Consider the following 19623-nt stretch of genomic DNA (forward strand, 5'->3'; position numbering starts at 1 on the left):
CTGCCAGGATCAGTCAAGGCCCGCTCGGTCCTGTGGGAGGCAGCTCTGCTGGCAACTTCACCGGTGCGATTGCCTACAGGTCAAGCAGCCACTCGTGCTGCGGATCGTTATGAAACTTCCAGACCCGCTTGGGCCCGGCCATGACATTCAGGTAATAGGAGGTGTAGCCATAAGGCACGCAGACCGGGTGGTAGCCCTTGGGCACCAGCACCACGTCGCTGTCTTCCACGGCCAGCGCCTGATCAATCGAGCGGTCGTCGGTGTAGACCCGCTGAAAGACAAATCCCTGAGCCGGGTCGAGGCGGTGGTAATAGCTTTCCTCAAGGAAACTCTGGGCCGGCAGGTCATCGGTGTCGTGTTTGTGCGGCGGGTAACTGGAAGAGTGCCCGGACGGGGTGATCACCTCCACCACCAACAGCGAATGGGCCTCGGCGGTGTCCGGCAGGATGTCGCACACATAGCGGGTGTTGGCGCCCTTGCCACGCACCGAACGCTTCATGTCCGCCGGCTCGATCAGCCGTGGCGCGCGGGTTTCTTCGGGGTTGCCCGGCGCGCGGCATAGGGCAACCTCGGCGCGACCATGGGCCTGGATGCTGATCGAAGTGTGCGGCGGCAGGTAGAGGGCATAAGGCGATTTGTCCTCGAACACGCTCTGCCGCTCGCCGATGTGCTCCCAGCTCTGATGGCCATGACGGGCATGCTCGCAGGCGGCGGTGACCTTGCCCAGCAACAGCACCACGCACAGCTCGCGATCATCGCCGGTGATGTTCAGAGACTCGCCGTCAGCCAGTTGATGGGCACTGAAATCGACATACTCCAGTGCATCGACGGGGACCTCGACGAGGGTCGGTGTCTGTTTGTTGGCTTTGACCAGCAGGTTCATCACAGTCCTCCTCAGGCGTAGAGACGCGCCACCAGATCGCGCAGGGTTTGATAGCCCTTCTGGGCGTATTCGTAGGCCGGCGCCACGGCCGGGTCCTGCTCGGCCTCGACCACCAGCCAGCCGTGGTAATCAGCCTTGACCAGCTCGCCCAGCAGCGCGGCGAAGTCGATGTCGCCATCACCCGGTACGGTGAAGGTGCCATTGATGATGCAATCGGGAAAACTCCACTGGTTATTGCGCGCCAACTGCACAACGTCCTTGCGCACATCCTTGAAATGCACGTGACAGACACGGCCAATGTGTTTCTTGAGCACGCTCAGCGGATCACCGCCGCCCATGTAGCAATGCCCCGAGTCGAACAACAGCCCCACTTGCGGGTCGGTCAGCGACATCAGCCGGTCGATGTCCTCAGGCGCTTCGACATAGGCGCCCATGTGGTGGTGGTACGCCAGACGCACGCCACGTGACAGGGTGAATTCGGCGAGCCGGGAAATCTTGTCAGCGTAGGTTTGCCAGGCGGCATCGCTATGAAATTTCGGCCGCTCGATCAACGGCACGCGCTGGCCCTGGATGGAACCGGCGACTTCGCCATAGACCATCACCTTGGCGCCGTTCTCGGCCAGCAGTCGCAGGTGCGGCTCGATGGCCGCGATTTCGCTTTCGACGTCACGATGGGCCAGGCCGCTGGAGTACCAGCCGGACACCAGTTCCAGGTCGTATTGGCCCAGCACATCGCGCAGGGCATCGGGCTCGCTGGGAAACTTGCCACCGAGTTCGAAGCCCTGAAAACCGATTTCCTTGCCTTCACGCAAGATGGTGTCCAGCGGGGTATCGCCGCCCAGCGAAGGCAGGTCGTCGTTGGCCCAGGAGATCGGGTTGATGCCGATCTTCACTTTGGTTTGAGTCATGTCCACACCTGTTTATTGTTGAGTTATCGACGGTGCAATGCAGGCACATCTCAGGCGCGTGCGTCGCGCCAGGAGCGGATCAGAAATTCGAAGGTCTCACGCACCCTGGACACCACCTCGGCGTCATCGATCTCACCGGCCAGCCAGGCCCGGGCAGGCTGCTGGAAGATCGTCCGGCCCACCGCAAATCCGCGGCAGACCTGGCTGTTCGCCGCCTGGCGAAAGCCTTCGGCGAGCGCTTCAACCGGTGCATTGAGCCCGAGCAATACGACGCCACGGCAATACGGATCACGGGCGGTGATCAGCTCGTCGAGCTGACGCCATACCGATCCGGGCTGCGTTTCGATCTTCCACCAGTCCGGGTAGATGCCGATGTTGTACAGCCGCTTGATCGCCCGATACAACACGTCGGGGCGGGTCGAAGCATGGTTCTTCGCCGGGATCACTTCCAGCAGCAGTTCGTGGCCGCTGATCTGCGCGGCGTCATAAAGCCCCTTGAGCTGGGCTTCCTGCTCCAGCCGCAGCAGCGGCTCATCGTCCGGGTGAAATTGCACCAGGCACTTGATGATCTGCTCACCTGGCCACTTGACCAGGTTGCTGCCAATCGAGCGGCCATGCTCAAACGCCAGCGGCCGCGAGTTCTGCAGCTCGACCGGACGGGCCAGCCACCAGCCGCGACCGGTGGCGGCATTGAGCGCATCCTGGCCGAAACGTTCATCGGCCAACAGACCGACATCTGCCACCACACCCTGGGCGGCCAGGCTGCGTTCGACCTGCTCTATGGCCTGCACGAACAACTGCTTGAGCTGTGGTATCCGGGCCGGATCGGCGCCGGCCTGCTGGGCACTTTCGACCAACTGGAAACGGTGGTCGAAGGCAAAGATAAACAGCGGATTCCAGCTGCGACGCGGCACGCTGACCCGGTGCAGGCGGTTGAGCACAGGGTCCAGATCAGGGCGGACAATCGGCACCGGGCTGTTGAAGAGATAGTCCAGTTCGGCAAGGCTCGGCATCGCCGGTGCACAGGCATGGCGCGAGACCACCAGGGCGCCGCAAGCGTTGGCCAGCTGGCAGCAGCGCGCATCGTCGTCGCCGCTGAGCCAGCCGCGCAGGAAGCCAGACATAAAGGCATCGCCGGCACCCAGCACATTGAGCACTTCGACGCGCACGCCCCGGTGAATCTCGCCATCCTCAAGGCACGCCGGAATCGCCCCGTGGATCACCGTACAGCCTTGCGCACCGAGCTTGACCACCAGGGTTGCGGCAGTAATTTCACGTACCCGACGCAGTGCGTCGAGCAGGTCTTCGCTGCCCCCGGCGATCTGGAATTCTTCTTCAGTACCCACGATCAAATCGAAGCGCGGCAGGATCTTCTGCACATGGGCGCTGACCTCGGCGCTGGCGATAAAGCGTGTTTCGCCGTCGGCCTTACCGGTCAGGCCCCAGAGCACCGGCCGGTAGTCGATATCGAGGACGCGTTTGACGTTGTGTTTCTCGGCGTAGTCCAGCGCCTTGCTGCTGGCCTTGAACACGCCTGGGGTCGAGAAATGGGTGCCGGTGATCAGCAACGATTTACTGCTGGCTATAAAGGCTTCGTCGACATCTTCCTCGACCAGTGCCATATCGGCGCAGTTCTCGCGGTAGAACACCAGCGGAAAGGTCTCACGATCTTTGATGCCCAGCAGCACCATGGCGGTCAGCCGCTGGGAATCGACCTTGATACCACGGGTATCACAGCCCTCGCTGCGCAGTGACTCGGTCAGGAAGCGGCCCATATGGTCATCACCCACGCGGGTCAGCATCGCTGACTTCAATCCCAGACGCGCCGTACCGAACGCTATGTTGGCAGAGGATCCGCCCAGGTACTTGGCAAAGCTACTGACATCTTCAAGGCGCGCACCGACTTGCTGCGCGTAGAGATCCACACCCAATCGACCCAGACAGATCACATCCAGCTGGCGGCCTGATGAAAAGGAAATGTCACCCATCGATGGCTCCTGTTTATTGTTATTCAGCCATGGAACGCGGCCCATCAACGGGGCTGGCTCCAGTTGCGTTCAGGCTAGAACGCCGCCAATAAATAATCAATAAATTTTCCACAAAACACAATATGGAATTTTATTTCCACTCAGCATCCGCTACCCTGCCAGTCAACGTGCAGCTTTCGACGCCAGCCAATGAATGCTGTAACGTGCCGTTTCAAAACAAGATGATTGAGGTCCCGTATGCCAATCGCTTCGTCCGAATCGCCCACCAGCGGCCAGACGCCGGAAGCCCCTTCCACCGTCGAGCAGTTGCTGCAGCTGATTACCGAGGACTACGAAGCGTTGCCGCGCCAACTCAAGCGCGTGGCCGGTTATATCAGCCAGCAGAGCGACCGGGTGATGGTCGATCGCATCAGCGATATCGCCCAGCAATGCGAAGTCCACCCTTCGGCCATCGTGCGGTTTTCTCAGCGCTTCGGTTTCAAGGGCTTCAGCGAGATGCAGGCGCTGTTTCGCGAAGCCTATACGCACAAGACCACGCCGGTGCAGAACTACCAGCAGCGCATCCGCAGCATGATCGCCAACAAGAGCCAGCGCGCAGCCAGCGCCGATCTGGCGCGCGAGTGCATCAACGCGACCCGCTCAGGCCTGGACCGGCTGAGTGAGGATCTGGACGACAAGGCCTTCGAGAAAGCCGTAGACCTGCTGGTCAATGCTGACAATATCTATGTGGTGGGTGTGCGCCGCTCTTTCGCCGTGGCCGACTATCTGGTGTACAACCTGCAGCACACCAACAAACGCATCCATCTAGTCAGCGGTATCGGCGGCGGCTACCGCGAGCAAATGCGCAGCATCCGCGCCGGCGACCTGCTGGTCGCCATCAGCTTCAGCCCCTACGGCAAGGAAAGCCAGCAGTGCGTGCGCATCGCCCAGCACAACCAGGCCGACACGCTGATCATCACCGACAGCACCCTGTCACCGCTGGCCAAACGGGCCAGCTCGTTGCTGCTGGTCAGTGAAGGCAGCGCCTTCGCCTTTCGCTCACTCAGCGCCACCCTGTGCCTGTGCCAGGCGCTGTTCCTGGCCGTGGGTTATCGCCTGGAGTTGAAGCTGGACGAGATCCAGCTGAATCTGGATGAGGATGACTGAGGGGGGTGTTCGTCAGCCCAAACGCTGAAGCACCACCTCAATGGCCTGATCCACATCCTCATCGGTGGTAAAGCGTCCCAGGCTGATGCGCATCGACTGACCGGCCTGCATGGGGTTGAGGCCCAGCGCCAGCAGCACATGCGAAGGCGCATTGCTGGCCGAGTTGCACGCCGAGGTCGAAGACAGGGCGATCTGGCCGGTAAAGGCCGCAGGGCTGAAGGCAAAGCGCTCGATGCTGACGTTCAGGGTATGCGGAATACGCTGCACCGGGTCACCGTTCAGACGCACCCCTGGCAGGGTCAGCAGCACTTCGCTCAGCCGCGCTGACAGCCGCTCAATACGCTCGAACTCCGAATGCATTTCTTCAGCCGCCAAGGCATAGGCACGGCCCATACCGACGATCTGGTGGGTGGCCAGGGTGCCGGAGCGCAGCCCCTGCTCATGCCCGCCGCCATGAATCTGCGCCTCCAACACACCACGGGCACGCTCGCCGACATATAGAGCACCAATGCCCTTGGGGCCATAGGTCTTGTGCGCCGAAATGGACATCAGGTCCACCGCCAGGCTGGCCAGGTCGATGGCCACCTTGCCGGTCGCCTGCGCCGCATCGACATGCAACAGCGCGCCATGCGCACGCACGATCTGGCCGATGCGCTGAACATCAGTCAGGGTGCCCAGCTCGTTGTTGACCAGCATCAGTGACACCAACAGCGTGTCTTCACGCAACGCATCAGCGACCATCTGCGGGTGAATCAGACCATCGCTGCCGGGCTTGAGCCAGGTCACTTCATGGCCCTGCTGCTCCAACTGCCTGACGCTGTCGATCACCGCCTTGTGCTCGATGCAACTGCTGATCAGATGACGCCGCCCTTCGGGCGCCATCGCGCAGACACCTTTGAGCGCCAGGTTGTTGGATTCGGTCGCGCCGGAAGTCCAGACCATCTGCTCAGGCTTGGCGCCGATCAACGCCGCCACCTGTTGGCGCGCCTGCTCCACGGCCAGGCGCGCCTGCAGACCATGTTGATGAGAACTGGAAGCGGGGTTACCAAAAACCGCGCGCTGGCCCATGTAGGCCAGCATGTCAGTGACGACACGATCATCGATGGGGGTGGTAGCGGCGTAATCGAAATAGAGTTCAGACATGGGCGTTCACGGATAACCGGGTCGGTGAAGGATGGAAAAATGATAGAGCCGAACCCAGGAAAACCGATTGATAAATAAAGAACGGAATTGACCTTTTATAGAAACTTATTCCGGTTAAATACAATAAAAAGAAATAGAATTCCACAACCGGGCTTGATGGGTAAATCCAGGCCAAGCGACACCTGAAGGTGACTGAGTGGATAAATTCGATAAAGCGATTCTGGAACTGCTGCAACAGGACTGCACCATCGCCCTGGCCAACATCGCCGAGCGGGTCGGGCTGAGCAATACCGCCTGCTGGCGACGCATCCAGAAGCTGGAAGAAACCGGCGTGATCCTCAAGCGCGTGGCGCTGCTGAGCCCCAAGCAAGTCGGCGTACCGGTCACGGTATTCGCCTTCGTGCGCACCAGCCGCCACGATCTGGAATGGCTGGAGACCTTCCACCGGCGGGTCAGCGAAATCAGGGAAGTGGTCGAGCTGTACCGCATGGCCGGCGTGACGGATTACCTGCTGCGGCTGGTGGTGCCGGATATCGCGGGGTACGACGTGGTGTACAAACAGCTGATCCAGATACCGGGCATTACCGACATCAGCTCCAGCTTCGCGATGGAGCAGATCAAATCGACGACGTCGTTGCCGTTATAGCGCTCAGGTGGTCAGACTGGCTGGCAGCGCGATGCGCTGCATTCGTCGGCTGAGCCAACTTGTATGGTAGATCTTGAAGGGAGGAGGAGGGACTAAGCCAACTTCTGACTGTTGACGCAGTACAGACCGTGGGAGATTTCGCCCCTCCTCCTTTCACCCAAGCGCCGATAAAGAATGCTTCAGGCTCGCAGCCGACGAAAGAGACAAGCCTGCGCCTCTGGGTGGCCCTTCAAGTCCTAAAACCATATCCCGGAGGATGCCCAATGGCAATGCCAGTTCCTGTCTCACTGCCGATCGTAGGTGTAGATGTCGCCAAAGATGAGCTGGTGATTTACCACGCTGAGTCCGACAAGCTGGAGACCCTGCCTAACAATAAGATAGCCATCAAGAAGTGGTTGAAAGCGTTACCTGGAAAAGTTGCTATTGCTATCGAAGCCACCAATATTTATCACCTGATGTTTGCCGATCTTGCTCATAAGTTCGACTGCGTGATTTATCTGGTTGGCGGTTACGAGCTGAGCCACTACCGAAAGGGCGTCAACATCAGAGCCAAGACTGATGCGCTGGATGCCAGGCTGCTGGCTCGTTACCTCAAGAATGAAAGCGAGGAGCTCCGCCCTTGGAGCCCGCCCGGAGGGCTCTACCGTCGACTTGTCAGCCTATTCCGTCGACGTGCTGCAGTCGTGCAAGCCCGAGTAAGCCTGAAGCAGAGCTGGGCGAATGAGCCTCTGCTCAAGACGGCGATAACTGGGCAACTGAAGGCGATGGAGCGCTTGGAAGTACTTATTGAAAAGACGATTAACGAGCAGATCAAAGAAGCTGGCCTGATCGGGCAATTGAACAGGTGTCTTAAAGTTGAAGGTGTCGGTTTTCTAACAGGCGCACGTCTGTTGACTGCCTTTCAGCGAGGAGACTTCAGAAACTCAGATGCTTTCATTGCATTTTTAGGACTGGATTTGAGAGTGTCCAAGTCAGGTCAGAAAGATGGCCGCCGTAGTTTGTCCAAGCGCGGCGACCCTGAAGCGCGACGTATACTGCATACCGCTGCGATGTCGGCCCGCCGTACCGCTGCCTGGAAAGAGCTTTATGAGAGCTACATAAGCCGAGGTTTTCGTAAGACTCAGGCATTAGTGATGCTCGCTCGCAAGCTTGCACGCGTCATATTCGCCCTGCTGAAGGGGCAGGACGAATACCGACCAAAAGTCAGCTAATGGGCTTCCCTAAAACCATAGAATCTCCCACCGAGACCCAGCCAGACCGCAAGATGGCTTGACTAATCAGCCTCACTCCACCTCAAACAACCCATCCCTCACCGGCGCATGCGCCAGTATCTGGCGGATCTCTGGATCGATGCGTGGGTCATCAGGCGCATACAGCATCACTTGCCGGTAGGCGCTGATGCGGTTGATCTCGGTGCCGAGAAACTCCCAGACCACGCGGGTGCAGGCCGGGGTGCGGCGGTCGCCGCTGGAGACGCCGGTTTTCAGGCCGTTGAGGCGGGTGATGCGGCTTTTGAAGCTGGGGATCAGGATGGTCTGGCTGACTTCGTTGAAGGTCAGAGACTCGTAGTCGATCAAAAACAACCGGTCTTGCAACTGGAAGGCCGCGCCCAGATAGCGGCAGCGCGCCGACTCTTCGACTTGCCCGCCATTGGACAGCACCTGGCGCTCCTGGCGTTCGAACATGAACACCCCGCCCTCTTCGCGCATGTGCACCAGTGACAGCAGGATGGTGCCTGGCACTGACATGCAGTTGGCGTATTCGAAGTAGTAACCGCAGTAGCGGGTCAGGTCGCCGGAGTGATCGCGCAGGGGCTGGAGCAAGGTCTGTAGCGCATCTTGCTGCGCCGGCGCCCCCACATGGTTGCCGCGTGCGCCGATCAGGCGGGCGAACTGCTCGCCCGGCAGGCCAAGCTCATAGGTCTCGACGCCGAAAAAATCACCGATCTTTTTCAGGTTGTAGGCCGTCGGCTGGCTTTCGCCGGACAGGTAGCGGTTGAACTGCGCACGGTTGAGGCCAAGCTTGCGGCAGACCTGCGCAATAGAGCGGTAGTGGCTGCACAACAGGCGCAGGTTTTCACCAAGATGACTGGACATGGATAGACGGCTCAGATGACGCGACTGGCGCCAATATAGCATCAAGTAGCGCCATATCGGATCGACCCGCGAAATTGTTTCGGCAAATGTCTTGCTCAAAAATCAGCCACCGCATAACGCGTCGCCTTGGCGTGCCAACAATCACAAGAAGAATCGAGGATTCTCATCATGCTCGAAGTACTGAACGACTTCCTGTCCGGGAAGGTGTTGATCGTGCTTATCGTCGGTCTGGGTAGCTACTTCACCCTGCGCTCGCGCTTCGTCCAGTTCCGCCACTTCATCCACATGTTCAGCGTGTTCAAGGAATCGCTGCGCAGCAGCGGCGGGCAGCTCAGCTCGTTTCAAGCATTGATGCTCAGCCTCGCCGGCCGCGTTGGCGCCGGTAACATCGCCGGTGTCGGCATCGCGGTCACCCTCGGTGGCCCAGGCGCCGTGTTCTGGATGTGGGTCACCGCACTGGTCGGCATGTCGAGCAGTTACTTCGAATGTACCCTGGCCCAGGTCTACAAGCGCAGCGACGGTGACGGCCTGTACCGTGGCGGCCCGGCCTACTACATTCAGCACGGCCTGAAGCTGCGCTGGATGGCCATGACCTTTGCGGTCCTGCTGCTGGTCACCTACGGCCTGGCGTTCAACGGCCTGCAGTCGTACACCGTGACCCACTCGCTGCAAAACGCCTTCGACATCCCGGTCCAGTACAGCGGTATCGCCCTGGCCGTGCTGCTGGCGCTGGTATTCCTCGGCGGCATCAAGCGTATTGCTGCGGTCTCTGACCTGTTGGTGCCAGTCAAAACCCTGATCTACATCGCGGTGACCATCTACGTCATCGCCATCCAGATCGAACACGTACCGGCCATGCTGATGACCATCGTCAAGAGCGCCTTCGGTCTGGACCCGGTGTTCGGCGGCCTGATCGGCAGCGCCATCGTAATGGGTGTCAAGCGCGGCGTGTTCGCCAACGAAGCCGGTCTGGGCAGCGCCCCGAACGTGGCGGCCGTAGCCTCGGTCAAGCACCCGGCTGCACAGGGTGTGGTTCAAGCGTTCAGCGTGTTCCTCGACACCTTCGTGATCTGCACCTGCACCGCGCTGCTGATTCTGCTGTCGGGCATCTACGACGTGGGCTATAGCGGCGACGGCATCGTCCTGGCGCAAAACTCGCTGGCCGCGGTGGTAGGTGAGTGGGGTCGCACGTTCATCAGCGTCGCGCTGAGCCTGTTCGTGTTCACCTGCATCCTCTACAACTACTACCTCGGTGAAAACGCCCTGCAGTTCATGTTCGGCCGCAGTAAGGTCGCCCTGCTGACCTACCGTGGCATGGTACTGGCGCTGATCTGCTGGGGTTCGATGCAGAACCTGGGCACCGTGTTCGCCTTCGCCGACATCACCATGACCTGCCTGGCATTCGTCAACCTGACCGCCCTGGCCATGCTGATCAAAATCGGCCTGCGGGTGATGAAAGACTACGACGAGCAGCGCAAGGCCGGTATCGAGCAACCCGTGTTCGACGGTTCGAAGTTCACCGACCTGGACCTGGACCGCGCTTCGTGGCCTGCGGTCAAGGCCGCCGACAGCGTGCAAGCTACTGCCACCGCTGAAGGCTTGCAGACTCAACGCTGAGTCTCGCTGAGCGAACGGCACATTCGCTGCCGTTCGCTGGCCCCCTTCTTGCTGCCGCTTCTGCTCCGCCTGAGCAAAGCGGCACGCTAATTTTCAGGAAACCGGATTTGCCGCCTGCCTCACAAGGCAATCGGCGCTATCCTGCCCGTTTCCAAATCCCTAACTCTAATAAGGAAATCGTTATGCCCGCCGTGCAAAACCTTCTCGTGCTCTATACCGGTGGCACGATTGGCATGCAGATGAGCGCCGACGGCCTGGCCCCGGCTTCCGGTTTTGAAGCACGCCTGCGTGCCCAGCAGGCTGAGCAACCGCAACAAGTGCCCGCGTGGACCTTCCGCGAGCTGCTACCGCTGATCGACAGCGCCAACATGAGTCAGAGCAACTGGCTGGCGATGGTCGCGGCGATCCAGCAGGGCGTAGAACAAGGGTGCGACGGCGTGCTGGTGCTGCATGGCACCGATACCCTGGCCTACAGCGCAGCGGCGCTGAGTTTCCTGCTGCTGGGCCTGCCAGTGCCAGTGGTACTGACCGGCTCGATGCTGCCGGCCGGCGCTGACAACAGCGATGCCTGGCCCAACCTGTTCGGTGCCCTGCAAGCCCTGCACGACGGTGTGCCAGCGGGCGTGCACTTGTATTTCAATGGTGCGCTGATGCACGGCGCCCGGGTCAGCAAGCTGCGCAGCGATGCCTTCGATGCCTTCCAGGTGATGCCGCGTCTGCGTCAGGGCGAGCACCTGGCCGAGTTGCCAGCGAGCATCGACTACCGCCAGCCGCGCGAAGCGGTCAATCTGCTCAGCCTGCCACTGGTTCCCGGCCTGCGCGCCGAACACCTGCGCGCCCTGCTGGGCAGCGGCGTACAGGGCCTGCTGCTGGAATGCTACGGCAGCGGCACCGGGCCTTCGGACAACGCCGAACTGCTCGAGGTACTGCGTCAGGCGCATGCCCAAGGCGTGGTGCTGGCCGCTATCAGCCAGTGTCCGCAAGGGCACGTCGACTTTGGCGTGTACGCGGCGGGCAGCCTGCTGGCATCGGCCGGTCTGGTGTCAGCCGGCGGCATGACCCGTGAAGCGGCGCTGGGCAAACTGTTTGCGCTGATTGGCGCGGGGTTGGCGCAGAAAGAGGTTGAGCAGTTGTTTGTGCTGGACTTGTGTGGCGAGCGTAGCGAGTGAGGGGTCATTGATTTACATCGATGCCCCGGTGGGAGCAGCCGGCCGGCGCTCCGGTTGCTCGTGAAGAGGCCAGTAAAGTCACAGCATCTACTGCGAATGTGCGGCAGTCTTCGCGACCAAGGTCGCTCCCACAAAGGCATGCTGCGCGACAGCGCGGCGCCGAGGCGGCGGGCGATCTCCTACAGGCAACGGGTCACGTGCTTGACCGACTGATACGCTGCCAGCCCCCACGGCCCCAGCTCGCGGCCAATGCCGCTGGCTTTGGTGCCGCCCCAGGAGGTTTCGACAAACACCGCCTGGACCGAGTTGATCCACACATGCCCCACTTCCAGCGCATCGGCGACCCGCTCGGCACGTTCGAGGTCTGCGCTGGCCACCGTGGCAACCAGGCCGAAGCGGCTGTCATTGGCCAGGGCTATGGCCTGTTGTTCGGTGCTGAAACGCCGGGTGCACAACACCGGGCCGAAGATTTCTTCCTGCCACAGGCGGCTGCTGTCTGGCACGTCGACATACAGCGTCGGGCTGACGAACCAGCCGGCGCGCTGCGGCACTGAACCACCGGCCAGGCACTGCAACCCCTCGTTACGGGCAATCGCCAGATACTCAGTAACCTTTTGCCATTGCGCCTCGCTGGTCAGCGGGCCCATGTCGATGTCTTCGGTCAGCGGGTTACCCACACGCAACGCAGCAAAGGCCGCCTGCAAGCGCGGAATCAACGCTTCGGCAATGCCGTCCTGAATCAACAAGCGCGAGGTGGCCGAACACATTTGCCCGGCGTTCCAGCAGATCCCTGCAACGATCCAGTCGACGGCCTGGTCCGGGTCGCAATCATCGAACACGATAAACGCCGACTTGCCACCCAGTTCCAGGGTCACCGGCCGGCAATAAGCCGCAGCGCTGCGCATCACCTGGCTGCCGACGCCGTTGCTGCCGGTGAACGACAGCTTGTTGAGGCCGCGGTGCTCGCTGAGCGCCGCGCCGGTGGCGGCCTTGCCGGTAACGATGTTCAAAACGCCGACGGGCAAGCCAAGTTGCTCGGCGATCTGGCCGTAGGTCTGCTCGATCAACGGGGTGATTTCCGACGGTTTGAGCACCACGGTGCAGCCCGCCGCCAAGGCCGGGGCGAGCTTCCAGGCGCTGGTGACCAGCGGGAAATTCCACGGCACGATCAGGCCCACCACACCCACCGGCTCCAGGCGGGTGCGCGCAGTGAAGCCCGGTGCCGCCAACTCGACCTGGCGGTCGGCGGGCTGGGTTTCGATCAGGTTGGCGTAGTAGTTGAAGGTCGCCACGGCATCGTCGAGATCCACCTCGGCCTCATGCCGGGGTTTGCCGTTGTTGCGCATTTGCAGGGTGATCAAGGCTTCACGGCGCTGAGTCAGTTGCCCGGCAAACTGGCGCAGGATGGCGACACGCTCGGCAACCGGCGTGGCTTTCCAGCCCGGCAAGGCCAAACGGGCAGCCGCGACCGCCTGATCGACCTGGGCGGCGCTGGCCGAGATCAGTTCAGCGATGGGCTGACCGAGCGCCGGGTCGTGTACCACAAGGACGTCATCGCCCTCGCCGGTCAGCCACTGGCCGTTGATGTAATGAGGGGTGTGCATGGTCAGTCTTTCCAGAGTGTGAAATGGAATGCGCGCTGTAGGAGCGGCTTCAGCCGCGAAGGCTTCGCCGCTAACGCAGATCACCGCCCGGCCGCTCCTGCAGGGTCAGGCCGATATCAAGGTGCAAACGGCGGTGCCTGATTAATTTCGATAATCAACGGCCGATCAGTCGGTGCTTCGCGCAGCAGCGTTTGTAAATGCACAGGGTCGCGGGCGCGTTCGGCGGCGCAGCCGAAGCCGCGGGCGATGGTCAGAAAATCCGGGGTATAGATATCCACGCCCAATGGGGTGATGTCGCGGCACTGCATATAGCTTTTGATCTCGCCATAACCCTGGTTATTCCACAGCAACACGATGATCGCGACCTGCGCCTCCACGGCGCTGGCCAGTTCCGGCAGGCTGAACTGGATTCCGCCGTCGCCCATCAGGCTGATCACAGGTCGCACCGGCTCGGCCAGTTTGGCGCCGATGGCTGCCGGCAGGCCGTAACCCAAAGTGCCGTAGCCGGTGGACGAGTTGAACCAGCGGCGTGGGCCGGGCAGTTCGATCAGGTGATTGCCGCTGTACACGGTCTGGGTCGAGTCGCCGACAAAACGCGCTTCGGGTAACACCTCCAGCACAGCGTCGAACAACCGCCGGTAATGCGCCCAGCCACTGAAACCCTCGGCCAATTGCCCGCGCACCTCGGCGGCACGTTGGGCGCCGGGGCTGTCGGCGCTCAACGTTCGTGCCGGCAATAGCGCCAACAGCGCCTGCATCGCCTGGCGCGCGTCGCCGACAATCGCCAGAGCAGGCGCATGGTTGCGGGTCAGTTGTTCGGCGTCGATGTCGATGCGGATCAGCTCGCCGCCAATCCGGAAATTGCCATCGAACACCACGTCGTAATCGGTCTCACCCAGTTCGGTGCCAATCGCCAGAACCACATCGGCGTGCAGCGCCAGTTGCCGCACCGGCACCAACGACTGGTTGCTGCCCAGCAGCAGCGGATGATCGCCCGGCAGCAAGCCCTTGGCATTGATGGTCAGCGCGGTCGGCGCGTCGAGCCGGGTGGCCAGCTCAGCCGCCTCCTGCACCGCCTCGACACACCCGCCGCCCAGCAACAGCAAGGGACGTTGGGCCTGGCTCAGCCGCCGGGCAGCTTCAGCGATGGCCCCCGCCTCCGCTACCGGACGCGGCACCCGACAGCGCGGCGCAAACACCAGGTGATCGGCCGGCGCAGTAATGATGTCCAACGGCAACTCGATATGCACCGGCCGTGGCCGCTGGCTGTCGAACACCGCAAAGGCGCGGGCCAGCACGGCGGGCAGTTCCTCAACGCTCATCAGGGTATGGCTGAAGGCACTGACCCCGGCGACCATCGCCCGCTGGTTGGGCAGTTCGTGCAGGTAACCCTTGCCCAGCCCGAGCCGCGAACGTTCGTTGACACTGCTGATCACCAACATCGGAATCGAGTCGGCGTAGGCCTGGCCCATCGCGGTAAGGATGTTGGTCATGCCCGGCCCGGTGATGATGAAGCACACACCCGGCTGGCCGCTGACCCGCGCATAACCGTCGGCCATAAAACCCGCGCCCTGTTCATGGCGCGGGGTGATGTGGCGGATGCCGCTGCTCGGCAGGCCGCGATACAGCTCAACGGTGTGCACACCGGGGATGCCGAATACCGTATCGACGCCCCAGGCCTGCAGTTGCTTGACGAGGAATTCTCCACAGGTGGTCATGGCCGGTTCCTGATTGAAATTAGACATGGATAACGCGCTCAGCCCGCTTGCACAGTGTGTTCAGCCGCAGGGCGGGGGCGGGTCAGCAAACTGACCAGCACAAAACTCACCAGCCCCAGGCTCAGGCTGTAATAGATCGGCGTGTTGGCTTCCAGACCGTCCTTGAACATGAACACCAGCGCCGCCAGGCAGCCGAGGCTCATGCTGGCGATGGCACCGGCGGTGGTCGCACGTTTCCAGTAAATGGCGCCCAGCATCGGGATCAGGATGCCACCGACCAGCAGGTTATAGGCCAGGGTCAGGGCGCCGATCACGTCGTTGACGATCAAGGCGATGGCCAGCATCAGCAAGCCGGTCAGCAGAGTGAACAAGCGCGCCATGCCCAGGCTCGACTCACGCCCACCGCGCAGGCGCGGCAGCAGGTCTTCGGTGATGGTGGTCGAGGCGGCAAGCAGGCCGGCACTGGCAGTGGACATCATCGCCGCCAGCGCCGCCGCGATCACCAGACCACGAATGCCATCAGGCAAGGCGCTTTTCACGATCGCGGCAAAGGCGTTGTTCGGCGAGTCCAGCTCCGGCAGCAGCACCTTGGCGCACATGCCGATCAGCGCACCGACCAGGCCGTAGATCACGCAGTAAACCCCGGCCATGCTGCCCGCCACCCGCGCCACGCCCTCACTGCGGGCAGTGAACACCCGTTGCCAGATGTCCTGGCCAATCAGGATGCCGAAGAAGTAGATCAAAAAGTAGGTGATGATGGTGTCGTAGCCGATGGTGGTCAGGCTGAACGCGCTGGACGGCAGCCGCGCCACCAGCTCATCCCAGCCGCCGACGCGGTACAGGCAGATCGGCAGCAGGACGAACATCAGGCCGACGGTCTTGATCACGAACTGGACGATATCGGTCAGGGTCAGCGACCACATGCCGCCGATGCTCGAATACACCACCACCACGCCGCCACCGAGCAGCAGCGCCGACCAGAACGGCAGCGCAAACAGCACCTGCAGCACAGTACCGATGGCCAGGGTCGAGACCACGCCGATCATCAGCGCATAGGCAAACATGATCACCGCACTGGCCTGACGGGCCATGGGCGTGTAGCGCCGCTCCAGAATCTGGGTCACGGTAGAGATCCGCAGCTTCAGCAACGGCCGGGCGAGGAACAGGTTGAGCACGATGATGCCCACCCCCAACGCCGCACACAGCCAGAAACCCGACAGGCCATGCACATAACCCAGCCGCACCGTGCCGACCGTGGCCGCACCGCCGAGCACCGTGGCCGCCATGGTGCCCATATAGAAGGCCGGCCCGAGGTTACGCCCGGCGACCAGAAACTCTTCCGGGTTACGCGCCCGGCGCATGCCGTACCAGCCCAGCAACAGCATGCCGAGGGCGTACAAAAGGACAACGGAGATATCCAGGATCATGCTCTTTTTCTCGTTTTATCTGGAAAGGGTCCGGGCCCGCACGCGCCCGGAATTGGCAAGGCGATCAGACCGGTGAGGCGTTGTTTAGCGGGGCAGCACCGGGCTGCTTGCAGCGCACCCAGCGCGGGCCGGCCGGGCCGTAGACAGCGGCCGGTTCCGCAAAGGTATTGAGCAGGGTCAGGTACAGCAGCGCCGCCATCCCCAGGGTGATCGGCAGGCTGATATCGATGCCACCGGCCAGCTCGCCCAGCGGCCCGACAAACTGCCCCGGCAGGTTGACGAAGCACAGGCCCAGCGCAGCGCTGGGCAACCACGCCCCCAGGCCGCGCCAGTTCCAGCCGTGGTGAAACCAGTAATGGCCGCCGCGCTCGCCACGGGTGAACACCTGCAAGTCGTCGGCGTGGTAAAAGCCGCGCCGGGCGATCAGGCCGAGGATCATCACCACCATCCACGGGCTGGTGCAGGTGATGATCAGCACCGCAAAGGTCGACACGCTCTGCACCAGGTTGAAGGCAAACCGGCCGATGAAGATAAAGGCGATGGCCGCAACGCCGATCAGCAGCGTGGCGCCGGCGCGGCTGAGCAGCCGCGGGAACATGCTCGACATGTCCAGGCCGGTGCCGTACAGCGCCGTGGTTCCGGTCGACAGCCCGCCGATCACCGCAATCAGGCACACCGGCAGGAAGAACCAGCCCGGCGAAATCGCCAGCAGACCACCGACATAGTTATTGGCCTCGATGTACTGCGGCGCCTGGCTGGCCACCAGCGTGGCGGTACACAGGCCGAACAGGAACGGAATCAAGGTACCGGCCTGGGCCGCCAGCACGGCCAGCATGATGCGAGCTTTGGAGGTTTCACGCGGGATATACCGCGACCAGTCACCGAGAAACGCGCCGAACGACACCGGGTTGCTCATCGCCAACAGCGCCGCACCAACGAACGCCGCCCAGAACCCGGCCTGGCCGAGATTCACGCTACCGGCATAGCCCGCATCGAACGGCCCGGCAAAGGCTGCGATGCCCAGCAAGAACAACAGGCTCGATGCCCACACCGCAATCTTGTTGACCCACAGCATGAAGCGAAAGCCAAAGATGCACACCACCAGCACCAGCACCGCAAACAACCCGTAGGCCAGGCCCAGACTCAGGTCGTTTTCCGGCAGGCCGACCAAGCGCTGCGCGCCGCCGACCAAGGCATCGCCAGAACTCCACACCGACAGCGAGAAGAACGCCACCGCCGTGAGCAACGACAGGAATGAACCGACGATCCGCCCGTGCACGCCGAAATGTGCCCCGGACGACACCGCATTGTTGGTGCCGTTGAGCGCACCAAACAGCCCCATCGGCGCCAGGATCAACGCACCGACTGCCACCCCCAGCACAATCGCCCAGACCCCGGCCTGAAACGACAGCCCGAACAACACCGGGAAACTGCCCAGCACCGCCGTGGAAAAGGTATTGGCCCCGCCGAAGATCAGCCGGAACAGATCAATAGGGGATGCATCGCGTTGGTTGTCGGGGATCTGCTCGACACCACAGGTTTCGATACCAGTCGAATGACTCATGGGTAACTCCAGCGCCTGTCACGGTTGTTGTAAGGCCAGCGCAGGCACGCTGACCCTTTATGGCCGCCCGTTAACCCCGGGCGGAAGGTTGGATCTGATTCTTGTAATGTTGCCGGCTCTGCTGGATCTGCTGGATCTGACGGTCCTGCGCGGTCCCGTAGGACCGGCTTCAGCCGGGAATGCTGGCTACCATTCGCGGCTGAAGCCGCTCCTACAGCGACCCAAACAGCGCCACCGTCATCCGGCCGTCACAGCCGACAAATGCTCATGCCACGCCACCCAGCGCTCGCCCTCACGGCGAAACACAATGGTCTCGCGCTCTTGCACTGCCACGTCCTCACCCGCCAGCCGCAGCCGGGTCGCGACGTCATGCACAAAGATCGCCACCTCCCCCTGCACGCTGACCGTGGCATTGCTCGACTCACAGCCCAGCACGGTAAACCCGTCAGCCTGCCACTCGCGCCACAGCGCCTCGTACTCGGCCCGGCTGTTCAGCCGCTTGCCCACGGTATGAAAAACAAAGCTGGCGTCTTCACTGAAAAAGGCGAAATACGCCGCCGTGTCGTTACTGGCAAAGGCCCGCACCAGCGCCGCCGCCGCTTCATGCACCTCAAGCTCGCGGCTCATCGGCGCACCACACCCGGCAACACACAGAGCATTTCGTAAAGCAGGTTGGCGCCCAACAGCGAGGTATTGCCGGTGGTGTCATACGGCGGCGACACCTCAACCAGATCGCAGCCGATCAGGTCCAGCCCCTGGCAACCGCGAATAATCTCCAGCGCCTGAATGGTGGTCAGGCCACCGACTTCCGGCGTACCGGTGCCCGGCGCCCAGGCCGGGTCGATGCCGTCGATATCGAACGACAGATACACCGGCCCGCCGCCGACCTTCTCGCGCACTTCAGCCATCAGCGGGGTCAGCGACTGGTGCCAGCACTGTTCGGCCTGCACCACCCGAAAGCCCTGCTTGCGGCTCCAGTTGAAATCCTCGGCGGTATAGCCCTGGGCACGCAGGCCGATCTGCACCACCCGGTCGCTGTCCAGCAGGCCCTCTTCCTGCGCGCGGCGGAAGGTGGTGCCGTGGGCGATCTTCTCGCCGAACATGTGATCGTTGACGTCGGCATGCGCATCGATATGCACCAGCCCGACCTTGCCGTGCTTCTTCTTGATGGCGCGCAGGATCGGCAGGGTCAGAGTGTGGTCACCGCCCAGCGTCAGCGGGATGATGCCGTGATCGAGAATGCGGTCGTATTCCTGCTCGATGATGCGCACGGCATCCAGCAGGTTGAAGGTATTGATGGCAACGTCGCCAATGTCTGCCACGTTCAGCGAATCGAACGGCGCGGCACCGGTGGCCATGTTGTAAGGGCGGATCATCACCGACTCGGCACGAATCTCCCGCGGCCCGAAACGGGTGCCGGAACGCAGCGACGTGCCGATATCCAGCGGGATGCCGACAAACGCGGCGTCGAGCTTGTTCAGCTCTTCAGGGCTCTGCACATGCGGCAGGCGCAGCATGGTGGCGATACCACCGAAGCGGGGCATCTCGTTGCCGCCCAAAGGCTGGTGGAAGGTCTTGTCCACGGGGTGGCCTCACATTGTTCTAATTGGTGTGCGGCCATTCTGGTGACGCCCCGCAGGCAGAAGAATCGCTGCGGGCAAATACTTAGTTCAGAGATTTCTAAACTATCAGCCGCCTGGCTGACGCCCGTAGG

16 protein-coding genes are annotated in these 19623 nt (G+C 62.0%); 5 read left to right on the forward strand and 11 right to left on the reverse strand.

Annotated features, from left to right (window positions below; translation table 11 throughout):
- Nucleotides 1–73 precede the first annotated feature (73 nt).
- From iolB to NJC40_RS27930, 3 genes are read right to left on the reverse strand one after another with little or no spacing between them, the layout of a single operon-like run.
- Nucleotides 74–883 (reverse strand): 5-deoxy-glucuronate isomerase, encoded by an 810-nt coding sequence (iolB, locus tag NJC40_RS27920; RefSeq protein ID WP_253142962.1) that lies wholly within the window; start codon nt 881–883, stop codon nt 74–76.
- Between the two features lie 11 nt (nt 884–894).
- Nucleotides 895–1791 (reverse strand): myo-inosose-2 dehydratase, encoded by an 897-nt coding sequence (gene iolE, locus NJC40_RS27925; protein WP_045482258.1) that lies wholly within the window; start codon nt 1789–1791, stop codon nt 895–897.
- A 50-nt stretch (nt 1792–1841) separates the two neighbouring features.
- Nucleotides 1842–3779 (reverse strand): bifunctional 5-dehydro-2-deoxygluconokinase/5-dehydro-2-deoxyphosphogluconate aldolase, encoded by a 1938-nt coding sequence (locus NJC40_RS27930; protein ID WP_253142963.1) that lies wholly within the window; start codon nt 3777–3779, stop codon nt 1842–1844.
- A gap of 237 nt (nt 3780–4016) precedes the next feature.
- Here NJC40_RS27930 and NJC40_RS27935 point away from each other — a divergent pair, with 237 nt between their 5' ends.
- Nucleotides 4017–4925 (forward strand): MurR/RpiR family transcriptional regulator, encoded by a 909-nt coding sequence (locus tag NJC40_RS27935; protein ID WP_253115039.1) that lies wholly within the window; start codon nt 4017–4019, stop codon nt 4923–4925.
- Between the two features lie 12 nt (nt 4926–4937).
- Here NJC40_RS27935 and NJC40_RS27940 read toward each other — a convergent pair whose 3' ends face one another.
- Nucleotides 4938–6068 carry a cysteine desulfurase family protein gene (locus NJC40_RS27940; RefSeq protein WP_045482266.1) on the reverse strand — a complete coding sequence of 377 codons (1131 nt, stop codon included), beginning with the start codon at nt 6066–6068 and terminating at the stop codon, nt 4938–4940.
- Nucleotides 6069–6264: 196 nt separating this feature from the next.
- Between NJC40_RS27940 and NJC40_RS27945 the strand changes: the two genes are divergently transcribed.
- Both NJC40_RS27945 and NJC40_RS27950 read left to right on the forward strand, forming a co-directional pair.
- On the forward strand, nt 6265–6714 hold the full coding sequence (locus tag NJC40_RS27945; RefSeq protein ID WP_045482269.1) for an Lrp/AsnC family transcriptional regulator: 450 nt from the start codon (nt 6265–6267) through the stop codon (nt 6712–6714).
- A 263-nt stretch (nt 6715–6977) separates the two neighbouring features.
- Nucleotides 6978–7925 (forward strand): IS110 family RNA-guided transposase, encoded by a 948-nt coding sequence (locus NJC40_RS27950; protein WP_253143073.1) that lies wholly within the window; start codon nt 6978–6980, stop codon nt 7923–7925.
- A 72-nt stretch (nt 7926–7997) separates the two neighbouring features.
- Here the strand turns inward: NJC40_RS27950 and NJC40_RS27955 are convergent, their stop codons facing one another.
- Nucleotides 7998–8810: a helix-turn-helix domain-containing protein gene (locus tag NJC40_RS27955; RefSeq protein WP_253115036.1), complete on the reverse strand. Its 813-nt coding sequence runs from the start codon at nt 8808–8810 to the stop codon at nt 7998–8000.
- A 168-nt stretch (nt 8811–8978) separates the two neighbouring features.
- Between NJC40_RS27955 and NJC40_RS27960 the strand changes: the two genes are divergently transcribed.
- Both NJC40_RS27960 and NJC40_RS27965 read left to right on the forward strand, forming a co-directional pair.
- Entirely contained in the window at nt 8979–10427 is a 1449-nt protein-coding gene (locus NJC40_RS27960; RefSeq protein ID WP_253142952.1) for an alanine/glycine:cation symporter family protein, read from the forward strand.
- 182 nt (nt 10428–10609) lie between these two features.
- Entirely contained in the window at nt 10610–11596 is a 987-nt protein-coding gene (locus NJC40_RS27965; RefSeq protein WP_253115034.1) for an asparaginase, read from the forward strand.
- Between the two features lie 179 nt (nt 11597–11775).
- Here the strand turns inward: NJC40_RS27965 and NJC40_RS27970 are convergent, their stop codons facing one another.
- From NJC40_RS27970 to speB, 6 genes are all read right to left on the reverse strand, one after another.
- Nucleotides 11776–13200 carry an aldehyde dehydrogenase family protein gene (locus NJC40_RS27970; protein ID WP_253142951.1) on the reverse strand — a complete coding sequence of 475 codons (1425 nt, stop codon included), beginning with the start codon at nt 13198–13200 and terminating at the stop codon, nt 11776–11778.
- Nucleotides 13201–13316: 116 nt separating this feature from the next.
- Nucleotides 13317–14918 carry a 5-guanidino-2-oxopentanoate decarboxylase gene (locus NJC40_RS27975; RefSeq protein ID WP_253142953.1) on the reverse strand — a complete coding sequence of 534 codons (1602 nt, stop codon included), beginning with the start codon at nt 14916–14918 and terminating at the stop codon, nt 13317–13319.
- 38 nt (nt 14919–14956) lie between these two features.
- Nucleotides 14957–16345: a sodium:solute symporter family protein gene (locus NJC40_RS27980; RefSeq protein ID WP_253142950.1), complete on the reverse strand. Its 1389-nt coding sequence runs from the start codon at nt 16343–16345 to the stop codon at nt 14957–14959.
- Between the two features lie 64 nt (nt 16346–16409).
- Nucleotides 16410–17909, reverse strand: a complete 1500-nt coding sequence (locus NJC40_RS27985) for a purine-cytosine permease family protein (RefSeq protein WP_253142949.1) — start codon at nt 17907–17909, stop codon at nt 16410–16412.
- A 237-nt stretch (nt 17910–18146) separates the two neighbouring features.
- On the reverse strand, nt 18147–18536 hold the full coding sequence (locus NJC40_RS27990; RefSeq protein ID WP_253142948.1) for a nuclear transport factor 2 family protein: 390 nt from the start codon (nt 18534–18536) through the stop codon (nt 18147–18149).
- Complete coding sequence (speB, locus tag NJC40_RS27995) at nt 18533–19492, reverse strand: agmatinase (RefSeq protein ID WP_045482302.1); 960 nt, start codon at nt 19490–19492, stop codon at nt 18533–18535. Before speB ends, NJC40_RS27990 begins: the two co-directional genes overlap by 4 nt.
- Nucleotides 19493–19623 lie beyond the last annotated feature (131 nt).

It is taken from the genome of Pseudomonas sp. 21LCFQ02, assembly GCF_024129895.2.
Taxonomy (GTDB): Bacteria; Pseudomonadota; Gammaproteobacteria; order Pseudomonadales; family Pseudomonadaceae; genus Aquipseudomonas.

What these genes read in the sequence shown, in the direction of transcription:
- NJC40_RS27935 (WP_253115039.1), top strand. Translation starts at nt 4,017, where the DNA reads ATGCCAATCGCTTCGTCCGAATCGCCCACCAGCGGCCAGACGCCGGAA.
- NJC40_RS27990 (WP_253142948.1), bottom strand. Translation starts at nt 18,536, where the DNA reads ATGAGCCGCGAGCTTGAGGTGCATGAAGCGGCGGCGGCGCTGGTGCGG.
- NJC40_RS27980 (WP_253142950.1), bottom strand. Translation starts at nt 16,345, where the DNA reads ATGATCCTGGATATCTCCGTTGTCCTTTTGTACGCCCTCGGCATGCTG.
- NJC40_RS27955 (WP_253115036.1), bottom strand. Translation starts at nt 8,810, where the DNA reads ATGTCCAGTCATCTTGGTGAAAACCTGCGCCTGTTGTGCAGCCACTAC.
- NJC40_RS27960 (WP_253142952.1), top strand. Translation starts at nt 8,979, where the DNA reads ATGCTCGAAGTACTGAACGACTTCCTGTCCGGGAAGGTGTTGATCGTG.
- NJC40_RS27950 (WP_253143073.1), top strand. Translation starts at nt 6,978, where the DNA reads ATGGCAATGCCAGTTCCTGTCTCACTGCCGATCGTAGGTGTAGATGTC.
- NJC40_RS27970 (WP_253142951.1), bottom strand. Translation starts at nt 13,200, where the DNA reads ATGCACACCCCTCATTACATCAACGGCCAGTGGCTGACCGGCGAGGGC.
- NJC40_RS27930 (WP_253142963.1), bottom strand. Translation starts at nt 3,779, where the DNA reads ATGGGTGACATTTCCTTTTCATCAGGCCGCCAGCTGGATGTGATCTGT.
- NJC40_RS27975 (WP_253142953.1), bottom strand. Translation starts at nt 14,918, where the DNA reads ATGACCACCTGTGGAGAATTCCTCGTCAAGCAACTGCAGGCCTGGGGC.
- iolB (WP_253142962.1), bottom strand. Translation starts at nt 883, where the DNA reads ATGAACCTGCTGGTCAAAGCCAACAAACAGACACCGACCCTCGTCGAG.
- iolE (WP_045482258.1), bottom strand. Translation starts at nt 1,791, where the DNA reads ATGACTCAAACCAAAGTGAAGATCGGCATCAACCCGATCTCCTGGGCC.
- NJC40_RS27965 (WP_253115034.1), top strand. Translation starts at nt 10,610, where the DNA reads ATGCCCGCCGTGCAAAACCTTCTCGTGCTCTATACCGGTGGCACGATT.
- NJC40_RS27985 (WP_253142949.1), bottom strand. Translation starts at nt 17,909, where the DNA reads ATGAGTCATTCGACTGGTATCGAAACCTGTGGTGTCGAGCAGATCCCC.
- NJC40_RS27940 (WP_045482266.1), bottom strand. Translation starts at nt 6,068, where the DNA reads ATGTCTGAACTCTATTTCGATTACGCCGCTACCACCCCCATCGATGAT.